General features: G+C 62.4%; 20 protein-coding genes. 8 read left to right on the forward strand and 12 right to left on the reverse strand.

Annotated elements, in window-relative coordinates; translation table 11 throughout:
• Positions 1–64 precede the first annotated feature (64 nt).
• The 9 genes from bioB to OX460_RS20675 all read right to left on the reverse strand — a co-directional run bounded on the left by bioB (position 65) and on the right by OX460_RS20675 (position 10,180).
• Positions 65–1,111 (reverse strand): biotin synthase BioB, encoded by a 1,047-nt coding sequence (gene bioB, locus OX460_RS20635; protein WP_099666034.1) that lies wholly within the window; start codon positions 1,109–1,111, stop codon positions 65–67.
• A gap of 32 nt (positions 1,112–1,143) precedes the next feature.
• Positions 1,144–1,935: a dethiobiotin synthase gene (gene bioD / locus OX460_RS20640; protein ID WP_099666035.1), complete on the reverse strand. Its 792-nt coding sequence runs from the start codon at positions 1,933–1,935 to the stop codon at positions 1,144–1,146.
• Positions 1,925–3,121: an 8-amino-7-oxononanoate synthase gene (gene bioF, locus OX460_RS20645; RefSeq protein ID WP_289899753.1), complete on the reverse strand. Its 1,197-nt coding sequence runs from the start codon at positions 3,119–3,121 to the stop codon at positions 1,925–1,927. Before bioF ends, bioD begins: the two co-directional genes overlap by 11 nt.
• A gap of 1 nt (position 3,122) precedes the next feature.
• Complete coding sequence (bioA, locus tag OX460_RS20650; RefSeq protein ID WP_289899754.1) at positions 3,123–4,451, reverse strand: adenosylmethionine--8-amino-7-oxononanoate transaminase; 1,329 nt, start codon at positions 4,449–4,451, stop codon at positions 3,123–3,125.
• A 19-nt stretch (positions 4,452–4,470) separates the two neighbouring features.
• Positions 4,471–5,259, reverse strand: a complete 789-nt coding sequence (locus tag OX460_RS20655) for an enoyl-CoA hydratase/isomerase family protein (protein WP_251349686.1) — start codon at positions 5,257–5,259, stop codon at positions 4,471–4,473.
• 21 nt (positions 5,260–5,280) lie between these two features.
• Positions 5,281–6,903, reverse strand: a complete 1,623-nt coding sequence (locus OX460_RS20660) for a carboxyl transferase domain-containing protein (protein WP_251349687.1) — start codon at positions 6,901–6,903, stop codon at positions 5,281–5,283.
• A gap of 40 nt (positions 6,904–6,943) precedes the next feature.
• Positions 6,944–7,396, reverse strand: a complete 453-nt coding sequence (locus OX460_RS20665) for a YchJ family metal-binding protein (protein ID WP_289899755.1) — start codon at positions 7,394–7,396, stop codon at positions 6,944–6,946.
• 80 nt (positions 7,397–7,476) lie between these two features.
• On the reverse strand, positions 7,477–8,763 hold the full coding sequence (locus OX460_RS20670; protein ID WP_289899756.1) for a D-amino acid dehydrogenase: 1,287 nt from the start codon (positions 8,761–8,763) through the stop codon (positions 7,477–7,479).
• Between the two features lie 91 nt (positions 8,764–8,854).
• Positions 8,855–10,180: a serine hydrolase gene (locus OX460_RS20675; RefSeq protein ID WP_289899757.1), complete on the reverse strand. Its 1,326-nt coding sequence runs from the start codon at positions 10,178–10,180 to the stop codon at positions 8,855–8,857.
• 239 nt (positions 10,181–10,419) lie between these two features.
• Here OX460_RS20675 and OX460_RS20680 point away from each other — a divergent pair, with 239 nt between their 5' ends.
• Positions 10,420–11,160: a GntR family transcriptional regulator gene (locus OX460_RS20680; RefSeq protein WP_077398269.1), complete on the forward strand. Its 741-nt coding sequence runs from the start codon at positions 10,420–10,422 to the stop codon at positions 11,158–11,160.
• A 2-nt stretch (positions 11,161–11,162) separates the two neighbouring features.
• On the opposite strand, the gene OX460_RS20685 is transcribed toward OX460_RS20680, so the two are convergent.
• Positions 11,163–12,296 (reverse strand): nuclear transport factor 2 family protein, encoded by a 1,134-nt coding sequence (locus OX460_RS20685; protein WP_289899758.1) that lies wholly within the window; start codon positions 12,294–12,296, stop codon positions 11,163–11,165.
• A 142-nt stretch (positions 12,297–12,438) separates the two neighbouring features.
• Positions 12,439–13,497 (reverse strand): helix-turn-helix transcriptional regulator, encoded by a 1,059-nt coding sequence (locus tag OX460_RS20690; protein WP_289899759.1) that lies wholly within the window; start codon positions 13,495–13,497, stop codon positions 12,439–12,441.
• A 228-nt stretch (positions 13,498–13,725) separates the two neighbouring features.
• On the opposite strand from OX460_RS20690, the gene OX460_RS20695 reads away from it, so the two are divergent.
• From OX460_RS20695 to OX460_RS20725, 7 genes are all read left to right on the forward strand, one after another.
• Positions 13,726–14,607: an N-acetylmuramic acid 6-phosphate etherase gene (locus OX460_RS20695; protein ID WP_289899760.1), complete on the forward strand. Its 882-nt coding sequence runs from the start codon at positions 13,726–13,728 to the stop codon at positions 14,605–14,607.
• A 45-nt stretch (positions 14,608–14,652) separates the two neighbouring features.
• Complete coding sequence (locus tag OX460_RS20700; protein WP_289899761.1) at positions 14,653–15,963, forward strand: MFS transporter; 1,311 nt, start codon at positions 14,653–14,655, stop codon at positions 15,961–15,963.
• Positions 15,964–16,053: 90 nt separating this feature from the next.
• Complete coding sequence (locus OX460_RS20705; RefSeq protein WP_289899762.1) at positions 16,054–17,715, forward strand: family 10 glycosylhydrolase; 1,662 nt, start codon at positions 16,054–16,056, stop codon at positions 17,713–17,715.
• A gap of 94 nt (positions 17,716–17,809) precedes the next feature.
• The gene (locus OX460_RS20710; protein WP_289899763.1) at positions 17,810–18,790 is read left to right on the forward strand and encodes a BadF/BadG/BcrA/BcrD ATPase family protein; all 981 of its coding nucleotides are present in this window, start codon (positions 17,810–17,812) and stop codon (positions 18,788–18,790) included.
• Positions 18,787–19,587, forward strand: a complete 801-nt coding sequence (locus tag OX460_RS20715) for an N-acetylmuramoyl-L-alanine amidase (RefSeq protein ID WP_289899764.1) — start codon at positions 18,787–18,789, stop codon at positions 19,585–19,587. The genes OX460_RS20710 and OX460_RS20715 overlap by 4 nt, the downstream gene beginning before the upstream one ends.
• Before the next feature lie 83 nt (positions 19,588–19,670).
• Positions 19,671–20,573 carry a LysR substrate-binding domain-containing protein gene (locus tag OX460_RS20720; protein ID WP_289899765.1) on the forward strand — a complete coding sequence of 301 codons (903 nt, stop codon included), beginning with the start codon at positions 19,671–19,673 and terminating at the stop codon, positions 20,571–20,573.
• Positions 20,573–21,187 (forward strand): M15 family metallopeptidase, encoded by a 615-nt coding sequence (locus tag OX460_RS20725; protein ID WP_289899766.1) that lies wholly within the window; start codon positions 20,573–20,575, stop codon positions 21,185–21,187. Before OX460_RS20720 ends, OX460_RS20725 begins: the two co-directional genes overlap by 1 nt.
• Here OX460_RS20725 and OX460_RS20730 read toward each other — a convergent pair whose 3' ends face one another.
• Positions 21,188–22,567, reverse strand: coding sequence for a sodium-dependent transporter (locus OX460_RS20730; RefSeq protein ID WP_289899767.1), 1,380 nt, complete (start codon positions 22,565–22,567; stop codon positions 21,188–21,190). It lies immediately after the preceding gene.
• Positions 22,568–23,103 lie beyond the last annotated feature (536 nt).

Below are 23,103 nucleotides of genomic sequence, written 5' to 3' on the forward strand. Positions count from 1 at the left end.
GTTTTTTATCTGAGGTGTCGCGATGAAGGAATGCGCCCTGGTGGGGCGCATTCCGATGGCTGGATCAGCAGCCGCACTTCTCTTTCTGTACCGAGTCCAGCATGGCGCCGCGCGTTTGCAGGCCCAGCTTGTTCAACAGGACGCGGTCGTCTTCCGCTTCCGGGTTGTCGGTGGTGAGCAGCTTGTCGCCGTAGAAGATGGAATTGGCGCCGGCCAGGAAGCACATGGCTTGCACGGCTTCGCCCATCTGGCGGCGACCGGCCGACAGGCGCACGCGCGCCTTCGGCATGGTGATGCGGGCCACGGCGATGGTGCGCACGAATTCGAACGGATCGAGCGCTTCCATGCCGTACAGTGGCGTGCCTTCCACCTGCACCAGGTGGTTGACGGGCACCGATTCCGGATACGGATTCAGATTGGCCAGCTGGGCGATCAGGCCCGCGCGCTGCAAGCGCGTTTCACCCATGCCGACGATGCCGCCGCAGCATACTTTCAAGCCTGCTTCGCGCACGCGGCCCAGGGTGTCCAGGCGGTCCTGGTATTCGCGCGTCGAGATGACGTTGTCGTAGAACTCGGGTGCCGTATCGAGGTTATGGTTGTAGAAGTCGAGGCCCGCGTTCTTCAGGCGGTCCGCTTGTCCTTCTTCCAGCATACCCAAAGTAGCGCATGTTTCCAGGCCCAGCGCCTTGACCTTGGTCACCATCTCTTCGACTTTTTCCATGTCGCGCTCTTTCGGGCTGCGCCAGGCGGCGCCCATGCAGAAGCGCGTGGCGCCGTTGGCTTTTGCCTGGCGCGCCGCGTCGAGCACCGTGTCGATGTCGAGGATTTTTTTTGCTTCCACGCCCGTGTCGTAGCGGGCCGCCTGCGGGCAGTAGCCGCAGTCTTCCTCGCAGCCGCCCGTCTTGATCGACAACAGGGTCGCCAGTTCCACGTCGCCGTCGGGGAAGTTGACGCGGTGGGTTTGCTGGGCCTTGAACATCAGGTCATTGAATGGCAGGTCGAACAGGGCCAGCACGTCGGCGACGGGCCAGGTGGCCGCTTCCGGCACGGTGATGCGCGCCGCAGGGCGGTGCAGTTCGACGGTTTTTGCTGCTTCTTGGACTAAAGACATGGTGATTCCTTCGCTTCTATTTTTTAGCTACATTAAGTGTTGGGATGCTGCGCCGGCCAGTTGGGCAAGCCGGTGAAATCGAGATACGCCGCCGCCGCTTGCGCGCTCGGCTGCGCCAGGCGCGGCACCCTGCCCAGCAGCGGCGCCGGGATGCGCTCGATCAGCGCATCGATATTTTCGTCGAGGAAGCGCATTTCCACTTCCAGCGTGTTGGCGACCCAGCCGACGACCGTCAAGCCGCGCGCTTCGACGGCTTCCACCGTCAGCAAGGCCTGGCTGATGCAGCCCAGGCGCATGCCGACCACGAGGATCACGGGCAGGTCGAGTTGCTGCGCCAGGTCGGCCGAGTCGAAACCGGGCGACAGCGGCACGCGGAAACCGCCCACGCCTTCGACCACCACGGCGTCCGAGGCGGCGGCGATTTCCAGGTAGGCGGCCAGGATGGGCACCGATTCGATGCTCACGCCTTCGAGCGCGGCGGCGATGTGCGGCGCCGCCGGTTCCTTCAGCATGTAGGGCGTCGTCAGGCTGCGCAGCATGGTGACGTTGCCGGCGGCGATCAGGCTGTCGGCGTCTTCATTATGCAGCTCGCCGTCGCGCATTTCGGCGCCGGCGGCGACCGGTTTCATGCCGCAGGCGCGCACGCCGCGCGCGACCAGCGCGTGCAGCAGGGCCGACGACGTCAATGTCTTGCCGATTTCCGTGTCGGTGCCGGTGACGAAACAGGCAAAGCGCGAGGGCAGGCCGGCAATGGCCGGAGCCGGCTGCACGGCCGGCGCCAGGTCCGCCAGCACTTCCGCCACGATAGGATCATCAAGGCTCATGGCGAGTCCTTTCCAGGGTGTTGACTGCGTTGATCAATTGCGCCACTTCCTGCGCCGTGTGGCCGGCCGACAGGGTGACGCGCAGGCGCGCCGACCCCGCCGGCACGGTGGGCGGGCGGATCGCGCCGACCCACAGGCCCTGTTCATACAGGGTGGCGGCGATGTCCAGCATGTCCGCGTTCTCGCCGATGATGACGGGCTGGATGGCGGTCACCGAGGGCAAGGCTTGCCAGCGTTGCAGCTTCAGGCCGTCGTTCCATTGCGCCACCAGCGCCGCCAGGTGGGCGCGGCGCTGCCGGCCTTCCTCGCCGGCGATGATGTCCAGGCTGGCCAAGAGCGCATGCGCCAGCGCGGGCGCGGCCGCCGTGGTGAAGATGTAGGGGCGCGCCTTTTGTATCAGGGTGTCGATCACGGCTTCGTGCGCGCACACAAACGCGCCGCCCACGCCGGCCGACTTGCCCAGGGTGCCCACGTAGACGAGGTAGGGCGAATGCAGGTCGAAGTGTTCGAGCGCGCCGCGGCCGTTGGCTCCCAGCGCGCCGAAACCGTGCGCGTCGTCGACCACCAGCCAGGCGCCGTATTGTTCGCACAGGGCCAGCAGCGCGGGCAGCGGCGCCAGGTCGCCATCCATGCTGAAGACGCTGTCGGTGACGACGATCTTGGTTTTCGCCGTGCTGGCCGCCAGCAGGCCCGACAGGGCATCGAGGTCCGCGTGCGGATACACGCACGTTTTCACGCGGGCCAGGCGCGTGCCGTCGATCAGCGAGGCGTGGTTCAGCGCTTCCGAGAAAATCTCCGCGTCCGCGTCGCCCGCCGACAGGGCCGTCAGCACGGCCAGATTAGCCATGTAGCCGGTGCAGAAATACAGGGCGCGGGCGTTTTCCAGGTTGGCGCCCACGAAATTGGCCAGGCGCTCTTCCAGCTGCGCGTGGGCGCGGCCATGGCCGCTGATCAGGTGCGACGCGCCGCTGCCGGCGCCATACAGGTCGGCGCCCTCTTTCAGCGCCGCGACGATGCGCGGATGCGACGCCAGGCCCAGGTAGTCATTGCTGCAAAAGGCCAGCATGGCGCGGCCATCGACCGTCAGGCGCGGCGCGCACGGCGTGTCGACGGTGCGGCGGCGGCGGATCAGGCTGCGCTCTTCCAGCCCTTGCAGCTGCTGTTGTAATCGGGCGATCAGTTCCATCTCAGGCCCCGATCACATGATTGAAGACGGCCAGGGTCTGCTGGCCCAGGCCCGCGATCTCCGCGTCGTCGAGTATGTACGGCGGCATCAGGTAGACGGTGGAACCGATGGGGCGCATCAGCAGTTCATGTTCCAGCGCCGTGCTGAAGAAGCGGCGCGAGAAATCGGGCGCTGCGTCGACGGCGTCAAACGCCCAGATCATGCCCTGCTGCCTGAAGTTTTTTACCTTGTTATGCTGCGCCAGCGGCGCCAGCGCTTGCGTGATCTTCTCGGCGCGCACGCGGTTGGTGGCCAGCACATCATCTTCCTCGAAGATGGACAGCGTCGCCAGCGCGGCGCGGCAAGCCAGCGGGTTGCCCGTGTACGAGTGCGAATGCAAAAAGCCGCGGCGCACGTCGGTGCTGTAGAACGCCTGGTAGATGTCTTCGCGCGTCATCACCAGCGATAAAGGCAGATAGCCGCCGCTGATGCCTTTCGACAGGCAGACGAAATCGGGCCAGATGCCGGCCTGTTCGCAGGCAAAGAAGGTGCCCGTGCGGCCGCAGCCGACGGCGATTTCATCGAGGATCAGATGGACTTGATAACGATCGCATAGGGCGCGCACCAGCGCCAGGTACAGCGGGTCGTGCATGGCCATGCCCGTGGCGCATTGCACCAGCGGTTCGATGATGATGGCGGCGATCTTGTCGGCCTTTTGCTGGAACAGCTGTTCCACGTCAGCGGCGGCGCGGCGCGCCACGTCCTGCGCTGATTCGCCCTCGGCCGCCTGGCGGAAGTCGGGCGACATCACCGTCTGCGTTGCCCGCAGCAAGGGGCCGTAGGCATCCTTGAACAGGGCGACGTCCGTGACGGCCAGCGCGCCGATGGTTTCGCCGTGGTAGCTGCCTTTCAGGCAGACGAATTCCTGTTTTTCACCCTTGCCGCTGTTGCGCCAGGCGTGAAAACTCATTTTCAGGGCGATTTCCACGGCCGACGCCCCGTCGGACGCGTAAAAGCTGTGGCCAAGCACGCCGCCCGTCAAGGCGGAGAGCTTTTCCGACAGCTCGATCACCGGTTCATGCGTAAAGCCGGCCAGCATCGCGTGTTCCAGCCGGTCCAGCTGGTCCTTCAGCTCCGCATTGATGCGCGGATTCGCGTGGCCGAACAGGTTCACCCACCAGGAGCTGATGGCGTCCAGGTAGCGTCGTCCTTCGTGATCATACAGCCAGGCGCCGCGGCCGTGGCTGACGGGGATCAATGGGACCGTCTCGTGGTGCTGCATCTGTGTGCACGGATGCCACACGCTGCGCAGACTGCGTTCGACCCAGCCCGATTGTTTTTCTGCTTTCAAAACTGCTCCAATGATATTGCTAGCCCATGAGCCAACTCGGCTTGCGCTTGTCGAGGAACGATTGCACGCCTTCGCGTCCCTGCTCCGAGGCGCGGATCTGCGCGATGCGCTCGGCGGTGTCCGCCAGCAGCGCCTCGTCGACCGGTTGGCCGACGATTTCGCGCACCAGCGTTTTCGCTTGCGCCACGGCGTGCGGGCTGTTGCCCGTCAGCGCTTTGAGCACCTCGGCCGTTTTCGCGTCCAGCGCGTCTGCCTCGACTACCTCGTGGGCAAAGCCGATGCGCAGCGCTTCCTGAGCGGAGAATCGCTCGGCGGTCAGGAAATAGCGGCGTGCCGCGTTTTCGCCCATGGCCTTGATGACATACGGTGAAATAGTGGCGGGAATCAGTCCCAGCCGCACTTCGCTCAGGCAGAAATGCACGTCTTCCGCAACCAGAATGATATCGCATGCGGCGACGAGGCCCATGCCGCCCGCATAGCAGTCGCCCTGGACCTTCGCCACCACGGGTTTCGGACACAGGTAAATCGTGCGCAGCATCTGCGCCAGCTGCAGCGCGTCGGCCTGGTTTTCGGCATGCGTGTAGCCTGCCATCTTCTTCATCCAGTTCAAGTCCGCGCCGGCGCAAAAGGCGGCGCCATTGGCGGCCAGCACGATGGCGCGCACCATGTCGCTGCGTCCCAGGCCCTCGAAGGCGCGCGCCAGTTCGGCGATCGTCGTCTCGTTGAAGGCGTTGCGCACGTCGGGGCGGTTCAGGGTCACGGTGGCGACATTGCCTTCGATGACCAACTTTAAGGTTTCAAATTCCATTCTCTTCTCCCTGAATGCCGCTTACATGCGGAATACGCCGAACTTCGTGTCCGGGATTTCCGCGTTCAAGGCGGCCGACAGGCCCAGGCCCAGCACCATGCGGGTGTCGGCCGGGTCGATCACGCCATCGTCCCACAGGCGCGCGGTGGCGTAGTACGGGTGGCCCTGGTGTTCGTATTGCTCCTTGATCGGCTGCTTGAAGGCCGCTTCCTCGTCCGCGCTCCACTGCCCGCCCTTGCCTTCGATGCCGTCGCGCTTGACGGTGGCCAGCACGGATGCGGCCTGGTCGCCGCCCATGACGGAAATGCGGGCATTCGGCCACATCCACATGAACCGCGGCGAAAACGCGCGGCCGCACATGCCGTAATTGCCGGCGCCGAAACTGCCGCCGATGATCACCGTGAATTTCGGCACGGCCGCGGTGGCAACGGCAGTCACCATCTTGGCGCCATTGCGGGCGATGCCCTCGTTTTCGTATTTGCGGCCCACCATGAAGCCCGTGATGTTTTGCAGGAAGACGAGCGGGATCTTGCGCTGGCAGCACAATTCGATGAAATGCGTGCCTTTCAGGGCCGATTCGGAGAACAAGATGCCGTTATTGGCGATGATGCCGACTTTGACGCCATAGATGTGCGCGAAGCCGCAGATCAGGGTGGTGCCGTAGCGGGCCTTGAATTCGTCGAAATCGCTGCCGTCGACGATGCGCGCGATCACCTCGCGCACGTCGAACGGTTTGCGCGTATCGACGGGGATCACGCCATACAGTTCCTGCGTCGGGTATTTCGGTTCGACGGAGTCGCGCAAGGCCATCTGCTGCGGTTTTTTACGGTTCAGGTTTGAGACGATGGTGCGCGCCAGCGACAGCGCGTGCAAGTCGTTCTGTGCCAGGTGGTCGACCACGCCGGACAAGCGCGTGTGCACGTCGCCGCCGCCCAGGTCTTCGGCCGTCACCACTTCGCCGGTGGCCGCTTTCACCAGCGGCGGGCCGCCGAGGAAAATCGTGCCCTGTTCTTTGACGATGATCGATTCGTCGCTCATGGCCGGCACGTAGGCGCCGCCCGCCGTGCAAGAGCCCATCACGACGGCGATCTGCGGGATGCCCTTGGCCGACAGGTTCGCCTGGTTGTAGAAGATGCGGCCGAAATGGTCGCGGTCGGGGAAGACGTCGTCCTGATTCGGCAGGTTGGCGCCGCCCGAATCGACCAAATAAATGCAGGGCAGGTTGTTCTGGTCGGCGATTTCCTGGGCGCGCAAATGCTTTTTCACCGTCATCGGGTAATACGTGCCGCCCTTGACGGTGGCGTCGTTGCAGACGATGACGCATTCCTGGCCCGAGACCCTGCCGATGCCCGTGATGATGCCGGCGGCGGGCGCCGCATCGACGCCCTTGGCGTCCTGGTACATGGCGTAGGCCGCCATCTGGGAAAACTCGAGGAAGGGCGTGCCGGGATCGAGCAGCATCTGCACGCGGTCGCGCGGCAGCAGCTTGCCGCGCGCCAGGTGCTTGGCGGCCGCCGCCTCGCCGCCGCCGGCCGCGATTTTCTCGACCTTGTCGCGCAAATCGTCGACGATGGCTTGCATGGCCGCGGCATTGGCCTTGAAATCTTCACTGCGCGGATTGAGTTTGCTTTCGATGTGCGGCATTGCGGTTCCTTTTTATTATCGCCCGGTCTCTCGGGTCGCGCTATTCGGGAAAACTGCCGTCGAGATAAAACCAGCGCAGGGCGCCACCACCGCGCTTGTCCGCCTCGCGCACGAAGCGGCTCACTTCATGCAGGCGGTGCGCGCGGCCGTTGACCTTGTAGCGGGCCACGAATTCCACGCTGTCGCGCTGTATCTCTTCGGCTTGATCTGCTGATTCTGCTTTACGTTGACGTAAACGTAAAGCAGATTTTACCTCAAGTCCCAGCCAGTGGACTTTTTCTTCTTCGGCGAATAAGGCGTCGGCGGGACAGGTGCTGGCGTGCCAGGTGGCGCGCAGATAGGGCTCGTCGCGCAAGGTGAAGGCCGTGTAGCGCGAGCGCATCAGGGCTTCGGCCGTGGGCGGCACGGCGTCGCCCGCGATATACGGGCCGCAGCAACTGGCGTAGGAGGCGCCGCCACAGGGGCAGGCGGCAGAGGTCGAGGGTGTGGGCATGCGCTGGCAGACAGGAGAACTGAAAAGTTCCGCAATTATCCGCCATAACGGCAGCGGCGCGTGCGCGCCGCCTTGGGCAGCTATTTTTTCGGGCTGAGGAAGTCCAGCGCGAACGGCGGCGCCTTGTTCTGCATCAGGTCGGCCAGGATGCGCGCCGTGCCGGCGGCAAAGGTAAAGCCCAGCGGACCATGGCCCACGTTGAGCCACAGATTGCCGACTTTGCTGGCGCCCACCAGCGGCGCGCTGTTCGGCGTGGCGGGGCGCAGGCCGGCCCAGGCCGTGGCCTGGTCGTAGTCGGCGCCGTGCGGCATGGCTTCGCGCGCCAGCCGCGTCAGGCCGGCGATGCGGTTCCAGTCGATGCTGTTGTCGGCGCCCACCATGTCGACCATGGCGGCCACGCGCAGGTCGCCGCCTATGCGCGCATACAGCACCTTGCGTTCGAAATCCGTGATGCTGATCTCGGGCGCCTGGTCCTGCGCGCGGATGGGCGCCGTCAGGCTGTAGCCCTTCAGCGGGTACAGGGGCAGGTAGACGCCCGCCGTGGCGGCCAGGTCGCGGCTCTGGATGCCGGCCGCCAGCACATAGTGATCCGCTTGCAGCAAGCCCAGGCTGGTGTCGACGCCCGTGATCCTGCCCTTGTGCGTGACGAGGCGGCGCGCCTCGCCTTTTAATAAGAGCGAACAATTCGGGTGCTGCAGTAGGCGCGCTTCCAGCGCCAGGCAAAAGGCGTGGCAATCGGCCACGGCTTCTCCTTCGGTAAAGATACCGCCCGCCAGGGCACCCTGCAAGGCCGCCAGCGCCGGTTCGCGCTGCACGGCTTCCAGCGGCGACAGGACGATGCGCGCCTCTTCCGATTCGGGCCGCGCCACGGCCCGCTGAAAGATGGCGGGCGTGCGGTAGACGATGAGTTTACCTGCATCGCGCCAGGCATACGCTTCCGGCGGCACCGTCAATTCCAGCTGCGCCATGCCGGCGCGGCTCCATTCGCCCAGTTGCAGCAGCTTGGCCGTCGTGCGGGCATTGCTGGCGCTGTTGCAATTGCGCAAGAAACTGGCCATCCAGCGCCATTGGCGCCAGTCCGCCTCGGGACGGAAGCGCAGCGGACCGTCTTTTTGCAGCAGCCACTGCAGGGCTTTGAAGGGCACGCCCGCGTCCGCCAAGGGCGCCACATAGCGATAGCTGAGCTGGCCGCCATTGCGGTAGCTGGCGGCGATCGCAACCTGTTCATTGCGTTCCAGTACAGTGACCCTGTAGCCGGCCTCGGCCAGCCACCAGGCCGATGTCAGACCGACGATGCCGCCGCCGATGATGATGACTTGTTGCTGCATGTTGCCTCGCTGCGTTGCGCTCCCATGGTGCGGGAGCATTCGGGAAGAGCTTAGAGGCTGGCCGGTCGGGGAGCCAATGAAACATCATGGTGCAGCCATAACTTTCAGGAATGCACTATTTCAGTGCAAATTATTCATGCTTGTCAATCGCACCACGGTATAGGGTGCTGAGTATCAATTCCTCGCTGCGGCCCATGGCGGAATACGTGCCCGGATAGCGTTCGGGATCGCTGCCCGTGCCGCCCACCAGCATCACCATGCCGTTCCTGTTCTTGAAATCGAGCACGAAGGCGGACACCAGGCCATACGCGTCGCCCAAATGGCCCACGGCCGTGAAGCCGGCGCCCTCGACCAGGCCATTGCCCTGCCCCGCCACCGCGTCGAATTGCTGGTTGCCCAGCCCCCAGGCGCGGTACAGGCCCCGCTCGCTGTCGCCATTGCTGGCGTCTGGCGCCAATTGCCATTGCCGGCCAAACATCAGCGCAATGCTGGCCGGCTGCAATAGTTGCTGATCCTGGTAGCGGCCCCCGTCGAGCAGCATTTGCATGACCTTGCCCAGTCCCGCGGCGGAAATGCGCAAGCCGCCCGTGGGACTGAAGACGGTGGCGTTGCTGCCGATCACATAGCTGGCCATGCCGGCCGGTGGGCGCTGGTAAAAATCGTCGGCCTGGGCGATCCATGGCCCGTGCGGCTGCCACACTTCCGTCTCCAGCGTGCGCTTGCGGTACAGGGTGGCCGTATTGGCGACCTCTTCCGGGGAAAAGGCGGCCGGGTTGTAGCCGCCGCGCACATCGAGGGGATCGAGCAGCAGGCGCCGCATCAGCAAATCGAAGCGCTCGCCCGTGACTTTTTCCATCACCGTGCCGATCACGCCCCAGTTCAGGTTGGCATACGTAAAGTAGCGGCCCGGCGCTGCGGCGCGATCCCACATGCTGTCGCCGCCGGCCGTAAACACGTCGCGCAGGCTGCGTTCCGGCCCCCAGGCGTAGCCGCCCGCGTCGCGCAGCGAGGAGGTATGGCTGAGCAAGCTGCGCAGGGTCAACGGTTGCTGGGGGAAATGCGGGTTGCGCAGGGAAAAGCCCAGATAAATGCCCACGTCCTGGTCCAGGCTCAGCTTGCCCTGCTCGACCAGCCGCATCAGGCCCAGCGTGGTCATCATCTTCGAGACGGAAGCGATGCGGAACAGGGTGGCCGGCGTCACGGGCAAGCTGTCCGCCGGCGTGGCGCCGATGTGCCGGTAGCCGAATTGTTGCTGATAAGACACCTTTCCATGGCGGATGGCCAGCACGGACAGGCTGGCCAGCGGGTGGGCCGCATCGTCGACGATGGCGGCCAGCGTGGCATCGAGCGCGCGCTGCCCTGCGTTTTGAGAGACCAAGTCGCTGCCGCTGCCGGGCGGGGCGGCCAGCGCGCTCCAGGTCGTGCCCAGCAGCAGCAAGCCCAGTAAACCCGTCATTTTATTGTGCATGTTTCCCTGTTGTCCGATGTGGTGGAGGCGTCACCAGCATAGGGCGCGATGGTTTACATGGCTAATGAAAATTGCTTATTTATCTATAATGCAAAGCTATACGTACGGTAAAACATTGTTTTTTTAAGTGTATAACCGTTATTTATGGTCATTTTCCATTTATTCATGGGTGGACGGGCTACGCGCAGGCGCCATCGCTATTACACTAGGAGGACAAGGAGAACTGTATGAGCCAGACCAGCGTAGAACTCAAGGTCGATTTAAATGACAATTCGCCTTTATATATGCAGATCGCCCGCAAGCTGAGCGATGACGTACGCAACGGCCGCTACCAGGTAGACCAGGCCCTGCCATCCGAACGTACCCTGTCCGAACTGCTTGACGTATCGCGCGTGACTGCCCGCAAGGCCATCGACCAGCTCGTCGAGCAAGGCCTCGTCGTGCGCCGCCGTGGTTCGGGCAACTATATTGCCCCGCGCATCGAGCAGCCGCTGTCGAACCTGTCGAGCTTTTCCGAGCAACTGCAGCAGCGCGGCTACCGCCCCGGTTCGCGCTGGCTCAAGCGCGAAGTCGTCATCGCCAGCAGCGATGAACAGCTGAGCCTGGGCCTGGCGCAGAACACGAAAGTGGCGCGCCTGGAGCGCTTGCGCCTGGCCGACGACGTCGTGATGGCGTATGAAGTGAGCGTGCTGCCGTTCAGCGTGGTGCCGGACCCGGATACCATGGGCGACTCGCTGTATGAATACTTGAGCAGCATCAAGAAGGCCCCCGTGCGCGCCTTGCAGCACATCCGCGCCATGAATGCGACGGACGTGCTGGCCAAGCAGCTGGGCATCCCCGATGGCCAGGCCGTGCTGTTCATCACGCGCATCGCCTACCTGGAGTCGGGCGAAGCGGTGGAACTCACGCATTCGTATTGCCGCAGCGATCATTACGATTTTGTGGCGGAAATGCGCCGCGCTCCGTAAATCTACTGCTCGATCAGGCGGATCATGGATTCCGCCACGCCGACGGACGATTCCCAGCTCATGCCCGTCACCAGCCGGCCGTCGACCTCGACGTGGCTCTTGCCGTTGGCGCCGTGCCTGAATATGCCGCCATGGCCCTTGATGCTGGCTTCTGCCGAAAAGGGGTAGGCCTTGTATACCGGCGATTCCTTGTTGAGAAACGCATCGGGGAACGAGGTGAGCACCTTGCCCTGGATCAGGAAAGTACCGTCACGCAGCTTCAGATTCTTGATGCCCTCGGTGCCATGGCAGATGGCCGCAATCACCCCGCCCTGTTGTTCGTAGATACGCAAGGCGATGTCCTGCAGCGGCTTGTTGTCCGGGATGCCGACGATGGCCGCGCCGCCGCCGACGAAAGCCATGCCCGCATAGTCGTCTGCCCTGACCTCGGCGACGGGCTTGGTATGGGCCAGCGCCCACATGAAATCACTGTCGTACAGATGTTTCTTGAGCAGCTCGTCCGACGTGACGATCATTTCCAGGGGAATGGCGCCCCCCTCGGGACTGACGAAGTCGACGGTATACCCTGCTTTGCGAAAGACATCATAGGTATACGCGATCTCGGGAAAATTATTGCCAGCGTTAACCTTTGTGCCGGGATATTGATGCACATTCGACACCACCAGCAGCACCTTGCGTGCCTGGCGCGGGGCTGCCGGCTCGCGATCTGCCGACTTGCTGATGATCTTCCAGTTGCCAGCGATCTTTTTCAACAGAAAGACATCCACATAGCGCACCCCTTGCTGGGGAATGTGGATCTCGGCCTTGGCGGTGGCCACCTTGCCGCTCACATCCACCTTGATCAGCCGCCCGTGGCGCCCATTGAATTGCCCAATTTTCTCTTGGGAAAAGAGTTTGGCGTATTCCGGACCGCTCAACTCCCATTCCGCATCGTTTTTGCCGTCCAGGTAAAGGCGGGCATTGGCATAAAAGGCCTGGTTGATCTCGCTCTGCACGTTAAAGCTGGTGCCATGCATATACAAGCGCACGGTTTCCCGGATGGCATTTTCGTCCTGGTCCGCGGTTGCGGCAGAGCCCACGGCGGTGATGCTTAACAAGCAACAGGCGAGTATCGTTCGCAATAAAAACTGAATCATGGATGTACCCTGCATGTAGAACTGCGTTTATCGGAGCAACGACTATTTCAGATCGCTGGTGCTCGATAATTTATCGAAGTGCAGGGTAATGGATGTCGCCAAACGCGATTTCAGACTCCGGAATGGCGATTCCGGAGTGGTTTTACGCGGAAATGGCCCTGGCCGCCTGGCTGGATTGGGCCCGGAAGCTGGCGGGAGTCTGGCCAGCCACTTTCTTGAAGGTCGAGTAGAAGGTGGAACTGGAATTGAACCCGCAGCGCTCGGCGACGCTATCCATGTTCCATTGCGGTTCGTCGCTCAATACCTGTTTCGCTTCGGCGATACGGTATTCGTTGACGTAGGTAGTGAAGCTCTTGCCCAGCTTGTCATTCAATACCTGCGACACCTGCGCCTGCGTGCATCCCGCCCGCTTGGCGAGTTGGGCCAGGGTCAGGTTCGGATTCAGATAGGATTTCTGCCCGCTCATCTGTTGTTCCAGCGCGGCGAGCACGGCAAGCGTATCTTCGTGCGTCAGGCGGCTATTCCGGTACTTTTGCTGCGGGTCGGCAGGCGCCAGGATTTCCTTTCTCAGCAGAAAGACCATCACCGCCACATGCAGCGAGAAGGTGAACGACAAGGCGCCGACAATATAGGACGTGAACGGCGTGCTTGCGTAGGCCGCCAGCATGAGACAACTGCCTGCAAAGACGCTCAGCAGGAGCACGCTGCTGGTCGCCATCCGCTGTCCCTCGTTCCACCATGCACGGCGGCTTTGCCACAGCAGCCTGGCGGTTGCCAGCAGGTAGCATAGCCAAAACACATGAATGGCATGGCTCGACTGGTTCCATACAGCACGATACGCGGAATACGGAAAGGCAACGCCAATGCCGATCAGCAGGAAGGACAAGCCCAGATGCCAGCGCCATGCTTGTCCGGCAGGCCGTTGCGCCAGCCCGGCGATGAAGGCGCGTACATAGAGATAGGTCAGGGGACCGATCAGCAGGCAGGCCGACAGGCCCAGCTGGCGGAATTCGATGGCGATCGCAGGATTGAAGTAGAGGAAAGCGGACTTGGCGGTGCGCACCCCGACGGCAAGCAGCAATGCCCCCAGCATGCAGTCGGCGAGGCAGCGTGGCCGGCGGCTGAAAAAATAGACGGCCAGGAAAATGCCGTTGATGGCGCCGAGGGCGCTAAACAGGAACAGCAATTGGCGAGCGATCATGGGGCGTGTCGTGGATGTTGGCGTCGAACTGAAGTATAGACATAAACGGGTCTGAAACTTGCCTCTGGGCCACTGAATGAACAAATTCAGCAACTGGTTTGCCGCCGTAGCGAAGTACGCCTGGTTGCACTGGCCATAAACTCCCGTTATGCCCGCCCGCCATCCTTTCATGGTTGATCCCGCTCGTTGGTATTAAACTGGTTTCACGGTCAACCATGTTCTGAAATCATGTTGAAAACTGAAACCCCGAGCCGGCGGCATCCGGACCTGGACCTGTATCCGGTGGAGCAACTGGTGGCGGCGCTGGTCGACGACCAGTTCTGGGCCGTCGAAGCCGTGCGGCTGGCGTCGCCCGGCATCGCTGCCGCCATCACGGCTGCCCTGCCCCGCATCGCGGCCGGCGGACGCCTGCTGTACGTGGGCGCGGGCACGTCGGGACGCCTGGGCGTGCTCGACAGCGTTGAACTCAATCCCACGTTTTCCTGGCCGCCCGAGCGGGCCGTCGCCATCCTGGCCGGTGGCGCGGGCGCCATGTTCACGGCCGTCGAAGGGGCGGAAGATGATTTACAGCAAGGTGAGGCGGACTTGCTGGCCCTGCAGCCGCAGAGCAATGACGTGGTGATCCTGCTGGCCGCGTCCGGCGCCACGCCGTATGTGCTGGGCGCGCTGCTGGCCGCGCGCAAGGCGGGCGCCTTGACCATCGGCATCGCCAACAATGTGGACACCCCCGTGGCGCACGAGGCGCAATGCGGCATCGTGCTCGACACAGGCACGGAAGTCATTTCCGGCAGCACGCGCCTGAAAGCGGGCACGGCGCAAAAAATCACCTTGAACACGATTTCCAGCGCCCTGATGGTCGGTTTGCACAAAACTTACGGAAACTTGATGGTAGACTTGAAGCCGACCAACGCCAAGCTGATCTGGCGGGCGGTGCGTCTGACCATGCACGCCACAGGCGCCAGCGAAGTGCAGGCCAGGACCGTGCTGGAGCAATGCCACTATCACGTCAAGGTGGCGATTGTTGCCTTGATCAAAAAAATCAACACAAACCAGGCACAGGCATTGTTGGCCGGCGCGGACGGCAGTGTGCGGGCGGCACTGGCGGCGTGATCCGATGGCGCGGCATTCTTCTGTCTGGGAGACAAAGAAGGATGTATGGAGCTTGTGAAACAAACCGCCCCGGCGCGCGCGAATAAGCCGTCAAATAAGCCATGGCTGTGGATCCCTTCCCTGTATTTTGGCCAGGGCATCCCCTATGTTGTTGTCATGACACTGTCCGTGATCATGTACAAGAACTACGGCTTTTCCAATACGGATATCGCGCTGTATACGAGCTGGTTGTACTTGCCCTGGGTTATCAAGCCCCTGTGGTCGCCTTTCATCGATATGTACCGCACCAAGCGCTTCTGGATCGTCGGCTTGCAGCTGGTGATCGGCGCCGCGCTGGCGCTGGTGGCCCTGACGACGTCCCTACCCCACTTTTTCCAGATCAGCCTGGCCATCTTCTGGCTGATGGCTTTCAGTTCTGCCACGCATGATATTGCCGCCGACGGCTTTTATATGCTGGGGCTGGAAGAGCACCAGCAGGCGGCCTTCGTCGGCGTGCGCAGCACGTTTTACCGCCTGGCCATGATCGCCGGCCAGGGCGGCCTCGTGTACCTGGCCGGCTATCTGACGCATGCGACGGGCAATGTGCAGCTGGCCTGGTCCGTCGTGTTTGCGATTTTGGCGGGCCTGTTCATCGCCCTCTTCCTATACCACTATTTTGTCCTGCCGAAACCGAAGGATGACCGGCCCAGCATCCAGGGCGCCGGTATTTCTCCTCTGCAAGAGTTCGTCGCCACCTTTGCCTCCTTCTTCAAGAAGAAGGATATTCTCGTCATCCTGGGCTTTTTGCTGCTGTTCCGCCTGGGCGAAGCGCAACTGTTGAAGCTGGCCGCACCCTTCCTGCTCGACCCCGTCGCCAAGGGCGGCCTGGGCCTCAGCACGGAACAGGTGGGCCTCGTCTACGGCACCATCGGCGTCATCGCCCTGACTCTGGGCGGCTTGCTGGGCGGATTCATCATTTCCCGCTTCGGCTTGAAACGCTGCCTGTGGATCATGGTGCTGTCCGTCCACTTGCCCGACCTGGTCTTCGTTTACCTGGCCACGGCCTTGCCCAGCAGCATTTATGTGATCGCCGGCGGTATTGCGTTGGAGCAATTTGGCTATGGCTTCGGTTTTGCGTCCTACATGCTGTACATGATCATGGTCTCCGATGGCGCGCATAAAACGGCCCATTACGCCATTTGCACGGGGTTCATGGCCCTGGGCATGATGCTGCCGGGCATGGCCAGCGGCTGGATACAGCAAATGCTCGGCTACCAGCACTTCTTCATCTGGGTGTGCATCGCCACGATTCCCGCCTTCATCATGGCCGCGCTGGTCAAGATCGATCCCGAATTCGGCAAGAAGGCCGAGGCCTGATTCTTTTGAACCGTGCGCCCGCAAGGATGGCGGGCGCACAGTAAAATGCCCCACCGATAGACCTGCGCTCCACCACTGCAAGGAATTGTTTTGTTGTCTACTTTTAAAAAACGCCTGGGCGCCAGCGCCGGCGTATTGGCCGCGTTGGCCACCGCCACATTGCTCAGCAGCTGTACCAGCACCAAGCTGCCTTCCGCAGTGACGCCGGGTGAAGCGGGTTTGCCGGCCGTGCCGCCCGTGCAGCACATCACGGGCGAAGTGCCGCCGCCGGCGCCGCGCGAGTTCCGCGCCGCCTGGGTGTCAACCGTGGCGAATATCGACTGGCCCAGCCGCAGCAATTTGCCGGTCGCCAAGCAGCAAGCGGAAGCACTGGCCATCCTCGACCGCGCCAAGTCCTTGAATTTGAACGCGATTGTGCTGCAAGTGCGGCCCAGCGCCGACACCATTTACCCGTCGCAGCTGGAGCCATGGTCGGAATACCTGACCGGCAAGCAAGGCCAGCCGCCATTGCCCATGTATGACCCGCTGGCCTTCTGGGTGGCGCAGGCGCATGCGCGCGGCCTGGAATTGCACGCCTGGTTCAATCCGTACCGGGCCCGTCACGCGACGGCCAAGTCGCCGCTGGCGCGCGACAGTTTCGCGTCCACCAACCCGGCGTCCGTCAAACAATACGGCCGCTACCTGTGGATGGACCCGGGCGACGCCGCCGCTTCCAAGCACACGACGGACGTGGTGCTCGACGTGGTGCGCCGCTACGATATCGATGGCGTACACATCGACGATTACTTTTACCCGTATCCGATCGACGCGCCAGGCGCCGGCGCCGGTGCGGAAACGGCCGCGCTGGACGCGGGCAATGGCGGCGCCAAGCGCGAACTGCCGTTTCCCGATGAGCCTTCCTGGCAGCAATATCTGCTGGCTGGCGGTCAGCTGGATCGTCCGTCCTGGCGCCGCCAGAACGTCAACCAGTTGATCGAAGCGTTATATACAGGCATTCACCGCGAAAAGAGCTGGGTGCGCTTCGGCATCAGCCCGTTCGGCATCGGCCGTCCCGACCGCCGCCCTGCCGGCATCGTCGGTTTCAGCCAGTACGACAAATTGTATGCGGATGCGGAACTGTGGCTGGCCAAGGGCTGGCTCGATTACCTGTCGCCGCAGCTGTACTGGCCCGTGGCGCAGGCGCCGCAAGCGTTTGGCGTGCTGCTCGACTACTGGCTGGCGCAAAACCCGTATGGCCGCCACGTGTGGCCCGGTTTGTATACGAGCCGCATCGACAATTCCGCCAAGTCCTTCACGCCGCAAGAGATCATCAAGCAGATCGAAGTGACGCGCACGCGCCCCGGCGCGAATGGCCAGGTGCATTTCAGCATGGTGCCCCTGATGCAGAACCGCAAGGGTGTCAGCGACCAGCTCAAGGCGAGCGTGTATCAAAGCCCTGCCCTGATTCCCGCCACGCCATGGCTGGGCAAGGAAGCGCCCGGCACGCCCGTGCTGGCCTTGCGCCGCGATTCCACCAGCCTGAACGTCAAATTGGCGGCGGGCGGCGGCAAACCCGTGGCGCAGTACGCCGTCTGGGCCCGCTATGGCGAAGACTGGCGCTTTACCGTGGTCACGGGCGTGCAGGGCGAACTGACCCTGGTCGACGATGCCACCGGCAAAGTCAATGCGGTGGTGGTCAGCGCCGTCGACCGCCTCGGCAATGAAAGCCCCCGCGTCAGCGTGCGCGAACCGTTTGCGGCCCCCGCCAAATAGTTGCTGAGCGTTTATCCGTAGTCCATAACCTGCAGGCATGAAACATGCGCAAGCTTTCATGCCTGCAAGCTCCGCTTGGCTTTACACTCATGCCATGATTTTCTCCCCTGCAACCCATATTGATACTGCCGTGCTCGGGCTGGGCATCGACGCGGGCGGCACGCAGACGCGCTGGGCCCTGGCCAACGGGGACGGCGCCATCGTGGCCGACGGCGTCGTGGAAGGCTTGTCTGCCTTGCAAATGAGCAGCGATGCGGGCCGCGCAGCCGTGCACGCCACGTTTACCCGGCTGTGCCAGGCCGTGCTGGCTGTCGGCCAGCCCCGCGCCGTGGTGGCGGGCTTGACGGGTTTTGGCGGTGACGATGCGGCGCTGGCGCCCATGCTGGCAGAGTTGCTGGCGCTGGACGCCGGCGACGTGCGCTTGGGCAACGATATCGATATCGCTTATCGCGACAGTTTTGAACCCGGCGAAGGTTATCTGGTCTACGCTGGCACGGGCTCGATTGCCGCCTGGATCGATGCGGACGGCGACTTTCACCGCGCAGGCGGGCGCGGCGTGCTGCTCGACGATGGCGGCGGCGGCTACTGGATCGCGCGTGAAGCCTTGCGCCACATCTGGCGCCGCGAAGACGAGGCGCCGGGCAGCTGGCAAGGCTCGCCCATGGCCGAGGCCGTATTTGCGCAACTGGGTGGCAGCGACTGGTCGCTGTCGCGCGCCTTCATGTATGGCCAGGACCGGGGCGCCATCGGCCGCCTGGCGCTGGCCGTGGCTGCCAGCGCGGATGCCGACCCGCTGGCGCTGGACATCTTGCAGCGCGCGGGACAGGAATTGGCGCGCCTGGCGCTGGCTCTGACGGCGCGCCATGGTGCGCGTCCCGTCGTGCTGGCGGGCCGCGCGGCGCAGTTGCACCCGGCCATCGCGGCTGCCATGCGCGCCGCTTTGCCTGTATCGTTGACGCTGGAACAGAAAGTTGCCCGTCCACATGAAGCGGCGGCCAGGATCGCCGTCAAGACGGCTGCCAAGACACAGGCCAGCACTGAACATTTTATTAACCCGAACATGGATCTTTCATGAAAAAAATCGCCCTCGCCCTGCTGGTGGCCCTGCTCTCCGCCTGTACCACGCCCGCGCCGCACCTCGACCACAGTTTGACGGCGCGCAGCCAGAGCCCGCGCGTGAAATTCATCGTCATCCATTACACGGTCAGCGACCTGCCCCGCTCGATCAAGATCCTGACGGAACAAGTGGTCAGCAGCCATTACTTGCTGACGGACACGGACAAGCCGAAGTTTTACGTGCTGGTCGACGAATCGCGCCAGGCCAATCACGCGGGTGTGAGTAACTGGAAGACTTATACACAGTTGAATGTCAGCTCGATCGGCATCGAGATCGTCAACCCAGGCTACAAGGATACGCCGGAAGGCCGCCTCTGGTATCCGTTTCCCCAGGCACAGATCGATGAACTGATTCCCCTGTTGAAAGATATCCAGGCCCGCTACAACATCGCGCCGGAAAATATCCTCGGCCACAACGAGATCGCCCCCCAGCGCAAGCAGGATCCGGGCCCATTGTTCCCTTGGCGCCAGCTGGCCGATGCGGGCTTGATCGTCTGGCCGGACGCCAACCGTGTCGCTACGCAGCGCCTGATTTTTGAGCAGCAAGTGCCGGATGCCGTCTGGTTCCAGAAGAAGCTGGCCCAGCACGGTTATGCGACGCCGAATACGGGCGTGTTCGACGAAGCGACGCGTAATGTGCTGATCGCTTTCCAGATGAAATACCGCAACAAGCTGTTCGATGGCACGCCCGATGGCGAAACGGCGGCCTTGCTGGAAGTGCTGACGACGCCGTCCCCGGCTGTTGCAACAAAGTAGCATGACCGTTCCAGCCCATGACTTTTTCTTATATGCTGAACATTGACGGCCCTGGCGGCCACGGCAAGGTAAAGGAATAGCTCATGCGGTTGCGTCATATCGAAGTGTTTCACGCCATCATGCAAGTTGGCACCATCAGCGGCGCCGCCCAGGTGCTGCATATCTCGCAGCCGGCCGTGACCAAGGTCTTGCAGCATTGCGAATTGCAACTGGGCATGCCGCTGTTCGAGCGCGTGCGGGGCAAGCTGTACCCGAAACCGGAAGCGCACCGCTTGTTTGTCGAGACGGAAAAGCTCAACCGCGATTTATTGGGCATCCGTCGCCTGGCTGCCAGCCTGAAGGGCCATGCGGTGGAAACCATCCGCCTGGTGTCCACGCCGACGATCGCCATCAGCGTCTTGCCGTTCGCCATGACGGAGTGGCGGCGCGACTTTCCCCACACGCGTTGCCAGCTGGCTACCCACCACACGGGCGAGATCGTCAATACCTTGCGCCTCGGCGAAGCGGACCTGGCCGTGTCCCTGCAAGACCCGCGCCATCCGGGCATCGTGGCCGAACCGCTCGCGCATGGCGTCATGACGGTGATCGCGCCCGCCGGCACCTGGCATGCGGCCGATTGCGGCACGCCCTTGACGGCGCATGGCCTGAATGGCGAGCTGATCGGCCATGCCGACAACGATCCGCTGGGCGAACTGGTGGTGGCCGCCTGCGAAGTGCAGGACATTCACCCCGTGTTTTCCACCGTGGTGCAAACCTATCAAATTGCCCGTTCCCTGGTGGAAGCGGGCGCCGGCATGGCCGTGGTCGACCCGTTTACGGCCGCCTCCGGCTCGCCCGAGCGCCTGCAGCGCCGTCCCTGGGCGCCAGCTATCCCCATCCAACTGTATTTATTGACGGCCAGCCACTCGCCGCTGTCGCATGGCGCGCGGCGCCTGGCCGACAGCATCGGCGTGGCGGCGCGTAATTGCCTGGAAAGAGGAGTCTGATGTCTGTTGCAAGTTTGCAATTGGAAGCGGTTGGCAACGATCCGCAATTTCGCCACCTGAGCAGCATCGCCGGCATTGCCGTCGACTTGCGCTATGCCACGCCCGATAATTTCGTCGGCCGCGACTTGTACAGCCCCATCGATTGCGCCTGGCTGCACCGCGATGCGGCCGCCGCGCTGGAACGGGCCGTGGCGTGGCTGGCCGCGCGGCGCCCCGATCACCATTTATTGGTGCTCGACGCCTTGCGCCCGCAACGGGTGCAGCAGCAACTGTGGGACGCGTTGCAGGGTACGGAGTTGCTCGGTTATATCGCGGAGCCGTCGCGCGGTTCGATCCACTCGTTCGGCATGGCGCTCGACATCACCATCGTCGGGCCCGACGGAGAGGAATTGGATATGGGCACAGGCTTTGACGACCTGAGTGAGCGCTCGCACCCGGCGCTGGAGCTGGTTTTGCTGGAAAAGGGGGAAATTACGCAGGAGCATGTGGCACATCGCCGATTGTTGCGCGACGCCATGTTCCAGGCGGGCTTCTTCGGCATTAACAGCGAATGGTGGCATTTCGATTGCGGCGACCGGGTGCTGGTGCGCCAGACCTACACCCGGGTACTCTGATTAAAAGACCTTTAATCCCTTCAGCATCACGATCAGGATCAATACGGGCGAGACAAAGCGCAGCAGGAATAGCAGCACATGCGCCAAGGTTGTATTGTGCAACTGGCCGTGATTGCTGATCGCCTCGATGAAATGCTGCTTGCCCCAGGCCCAGCCGGTAAACAAGGCAATCGCGATGCCGCCCACGGGCAGGAAGATATTCGACGAGACAAAGTCGAACAGATCAAACATATTCAAATCGAATAACTTGAAGTCCGCCAGGGTGCTGTTACTGAGGGCGCACACGGAACCGAGCACGGCCAGCAGCAGCATGGTCACGACGGTGGCCTTGGTGCGCGCCCAGCCAAAGCGTTCATGGAAAATGACCACGGGCACTTCCATCAGCGACAGCATCGCGCCCGTGGCGGCCACGGCGGCCAGGATGAAGAACACCACCATCAGGGCTTGCCCCATGGGAATTTGCGAAAACACGGCAGGAATCGTGATGAACACCAGCGACGGTCCCGCGCTGGGGGCGAAGCCAAACGTGAACACGGCGGGGAAGATGGCGATGCCGGCCAGCATCGATACGCCGAGGTCGGCCGCCATCACGCGCAAGGTCGTGACGGGGATATTCTGGTCATCGCGGAAATAGCTGCCGTACGTCATCATCGTGCCCATGCCGACGGACAATTTAAAGAAGGCCAGGCCCATGGCCGTCAGCACGACGGACGCCGTCAGTTTGGAAAAATCAGGACGGAACAGAAACGCCAGGCCTTCACCTGCTTTATCGAGCGACAGGCTGACCGCGCACAGCAGGAGCAGCAGCAGGAACAGCAGTGGCATCAGTTTCTTGGCAATCGCCTCGATGCCCTTGGTCACGCCCAGCATCAATATGCCGCCGATAAACAGCAGCACGCCCCATTGCCACAACAGCGATTGCAAAGGATTGCTGATCAGGGAGGCGAAGGCCGCTTCCGTCACCAGTTTGTCGCTGCTGAGGATGGAACCGTCGATGGCTTTGGCTATATAGGCAAACACCCAGCCCACCACTTCCGAGTAAAACGCCACGATCAGGAAGGCGGCCACCATGCCGATGACGCCGACCAGCCACCAGGGCTTGCCCTTCGGCGCCAGCTGTTCCATGGTCGAGATCGGGTTGACCTTGGCGCGGCGTCCCAGGGTGATTTCCGCGATCATCACGGGCAACCCTACTAATAAGGTGGCGAGTAAATAGATGAGCAGGAAGCCGGCGCCGCCATTGGCACCCGTCAGATAGGGGAACTTCCAGATATTGCCGAGACCGACTGCGGAACCGAGGGTGGCGGCGAGCACGCCGAAGCCAGTGGTAAAGCCAGCTCGTTTCAGGGTCAGGCCTGATCCTTGAGCTTGTTGTTTCATGGTGAATCTTCTATGGATGGACGCGAATGTGCGCTGAGGGGGCGAAATTGTAGCAGTTGGCCGCAAATACCCCGGAAAAGCCTTGCTACTCCCGGGGCGCTTTGCTATAGTTCGCCTCCCCAATGAGACGCACTGGTTTGCGGCACAAAAGGGACAGCCTTCCGGGGCTGGGTAGTAGAAAAGAAGGTGTTGACGATTGTGCTGAAATGCTTCATACTCTTCCTTCTTCGCAGCTGACAAACACAACGCTTTGTCGATAGCGCGAAAGCAGTGCCGAATACAGTTCTTTAACAATTAACAGTCGATAAGTGTGGACATTTGATGTAAGTGCAGCAGCGATCTTCGGATTGCTGTAATACTTAAAATATCAAATGTTCACAAGAAATAATGAAATAGGCGCTACGAAAGTAGTGGCCTGTCAGTTTTTTGAGTGAGCGACCCATCAGCAATGATGGTGCCGGTAAAACGGCAAAGTAACAGAGATTAAACTGAAGAGTTTGATCCTGGCTCAGATTGAACGCTGGCGGCATGCCTTA

The organism is Janthinobacterium sp. SUN033 (genome assembly GCF_030397595.1).
Lineage (GTDB): Bacteria > Pseudomonadota > Gammaproteobacteria > Burkholderiales > Burkholderiaceae_D > Janthinobacterium > Janthinobacterium kumbetense.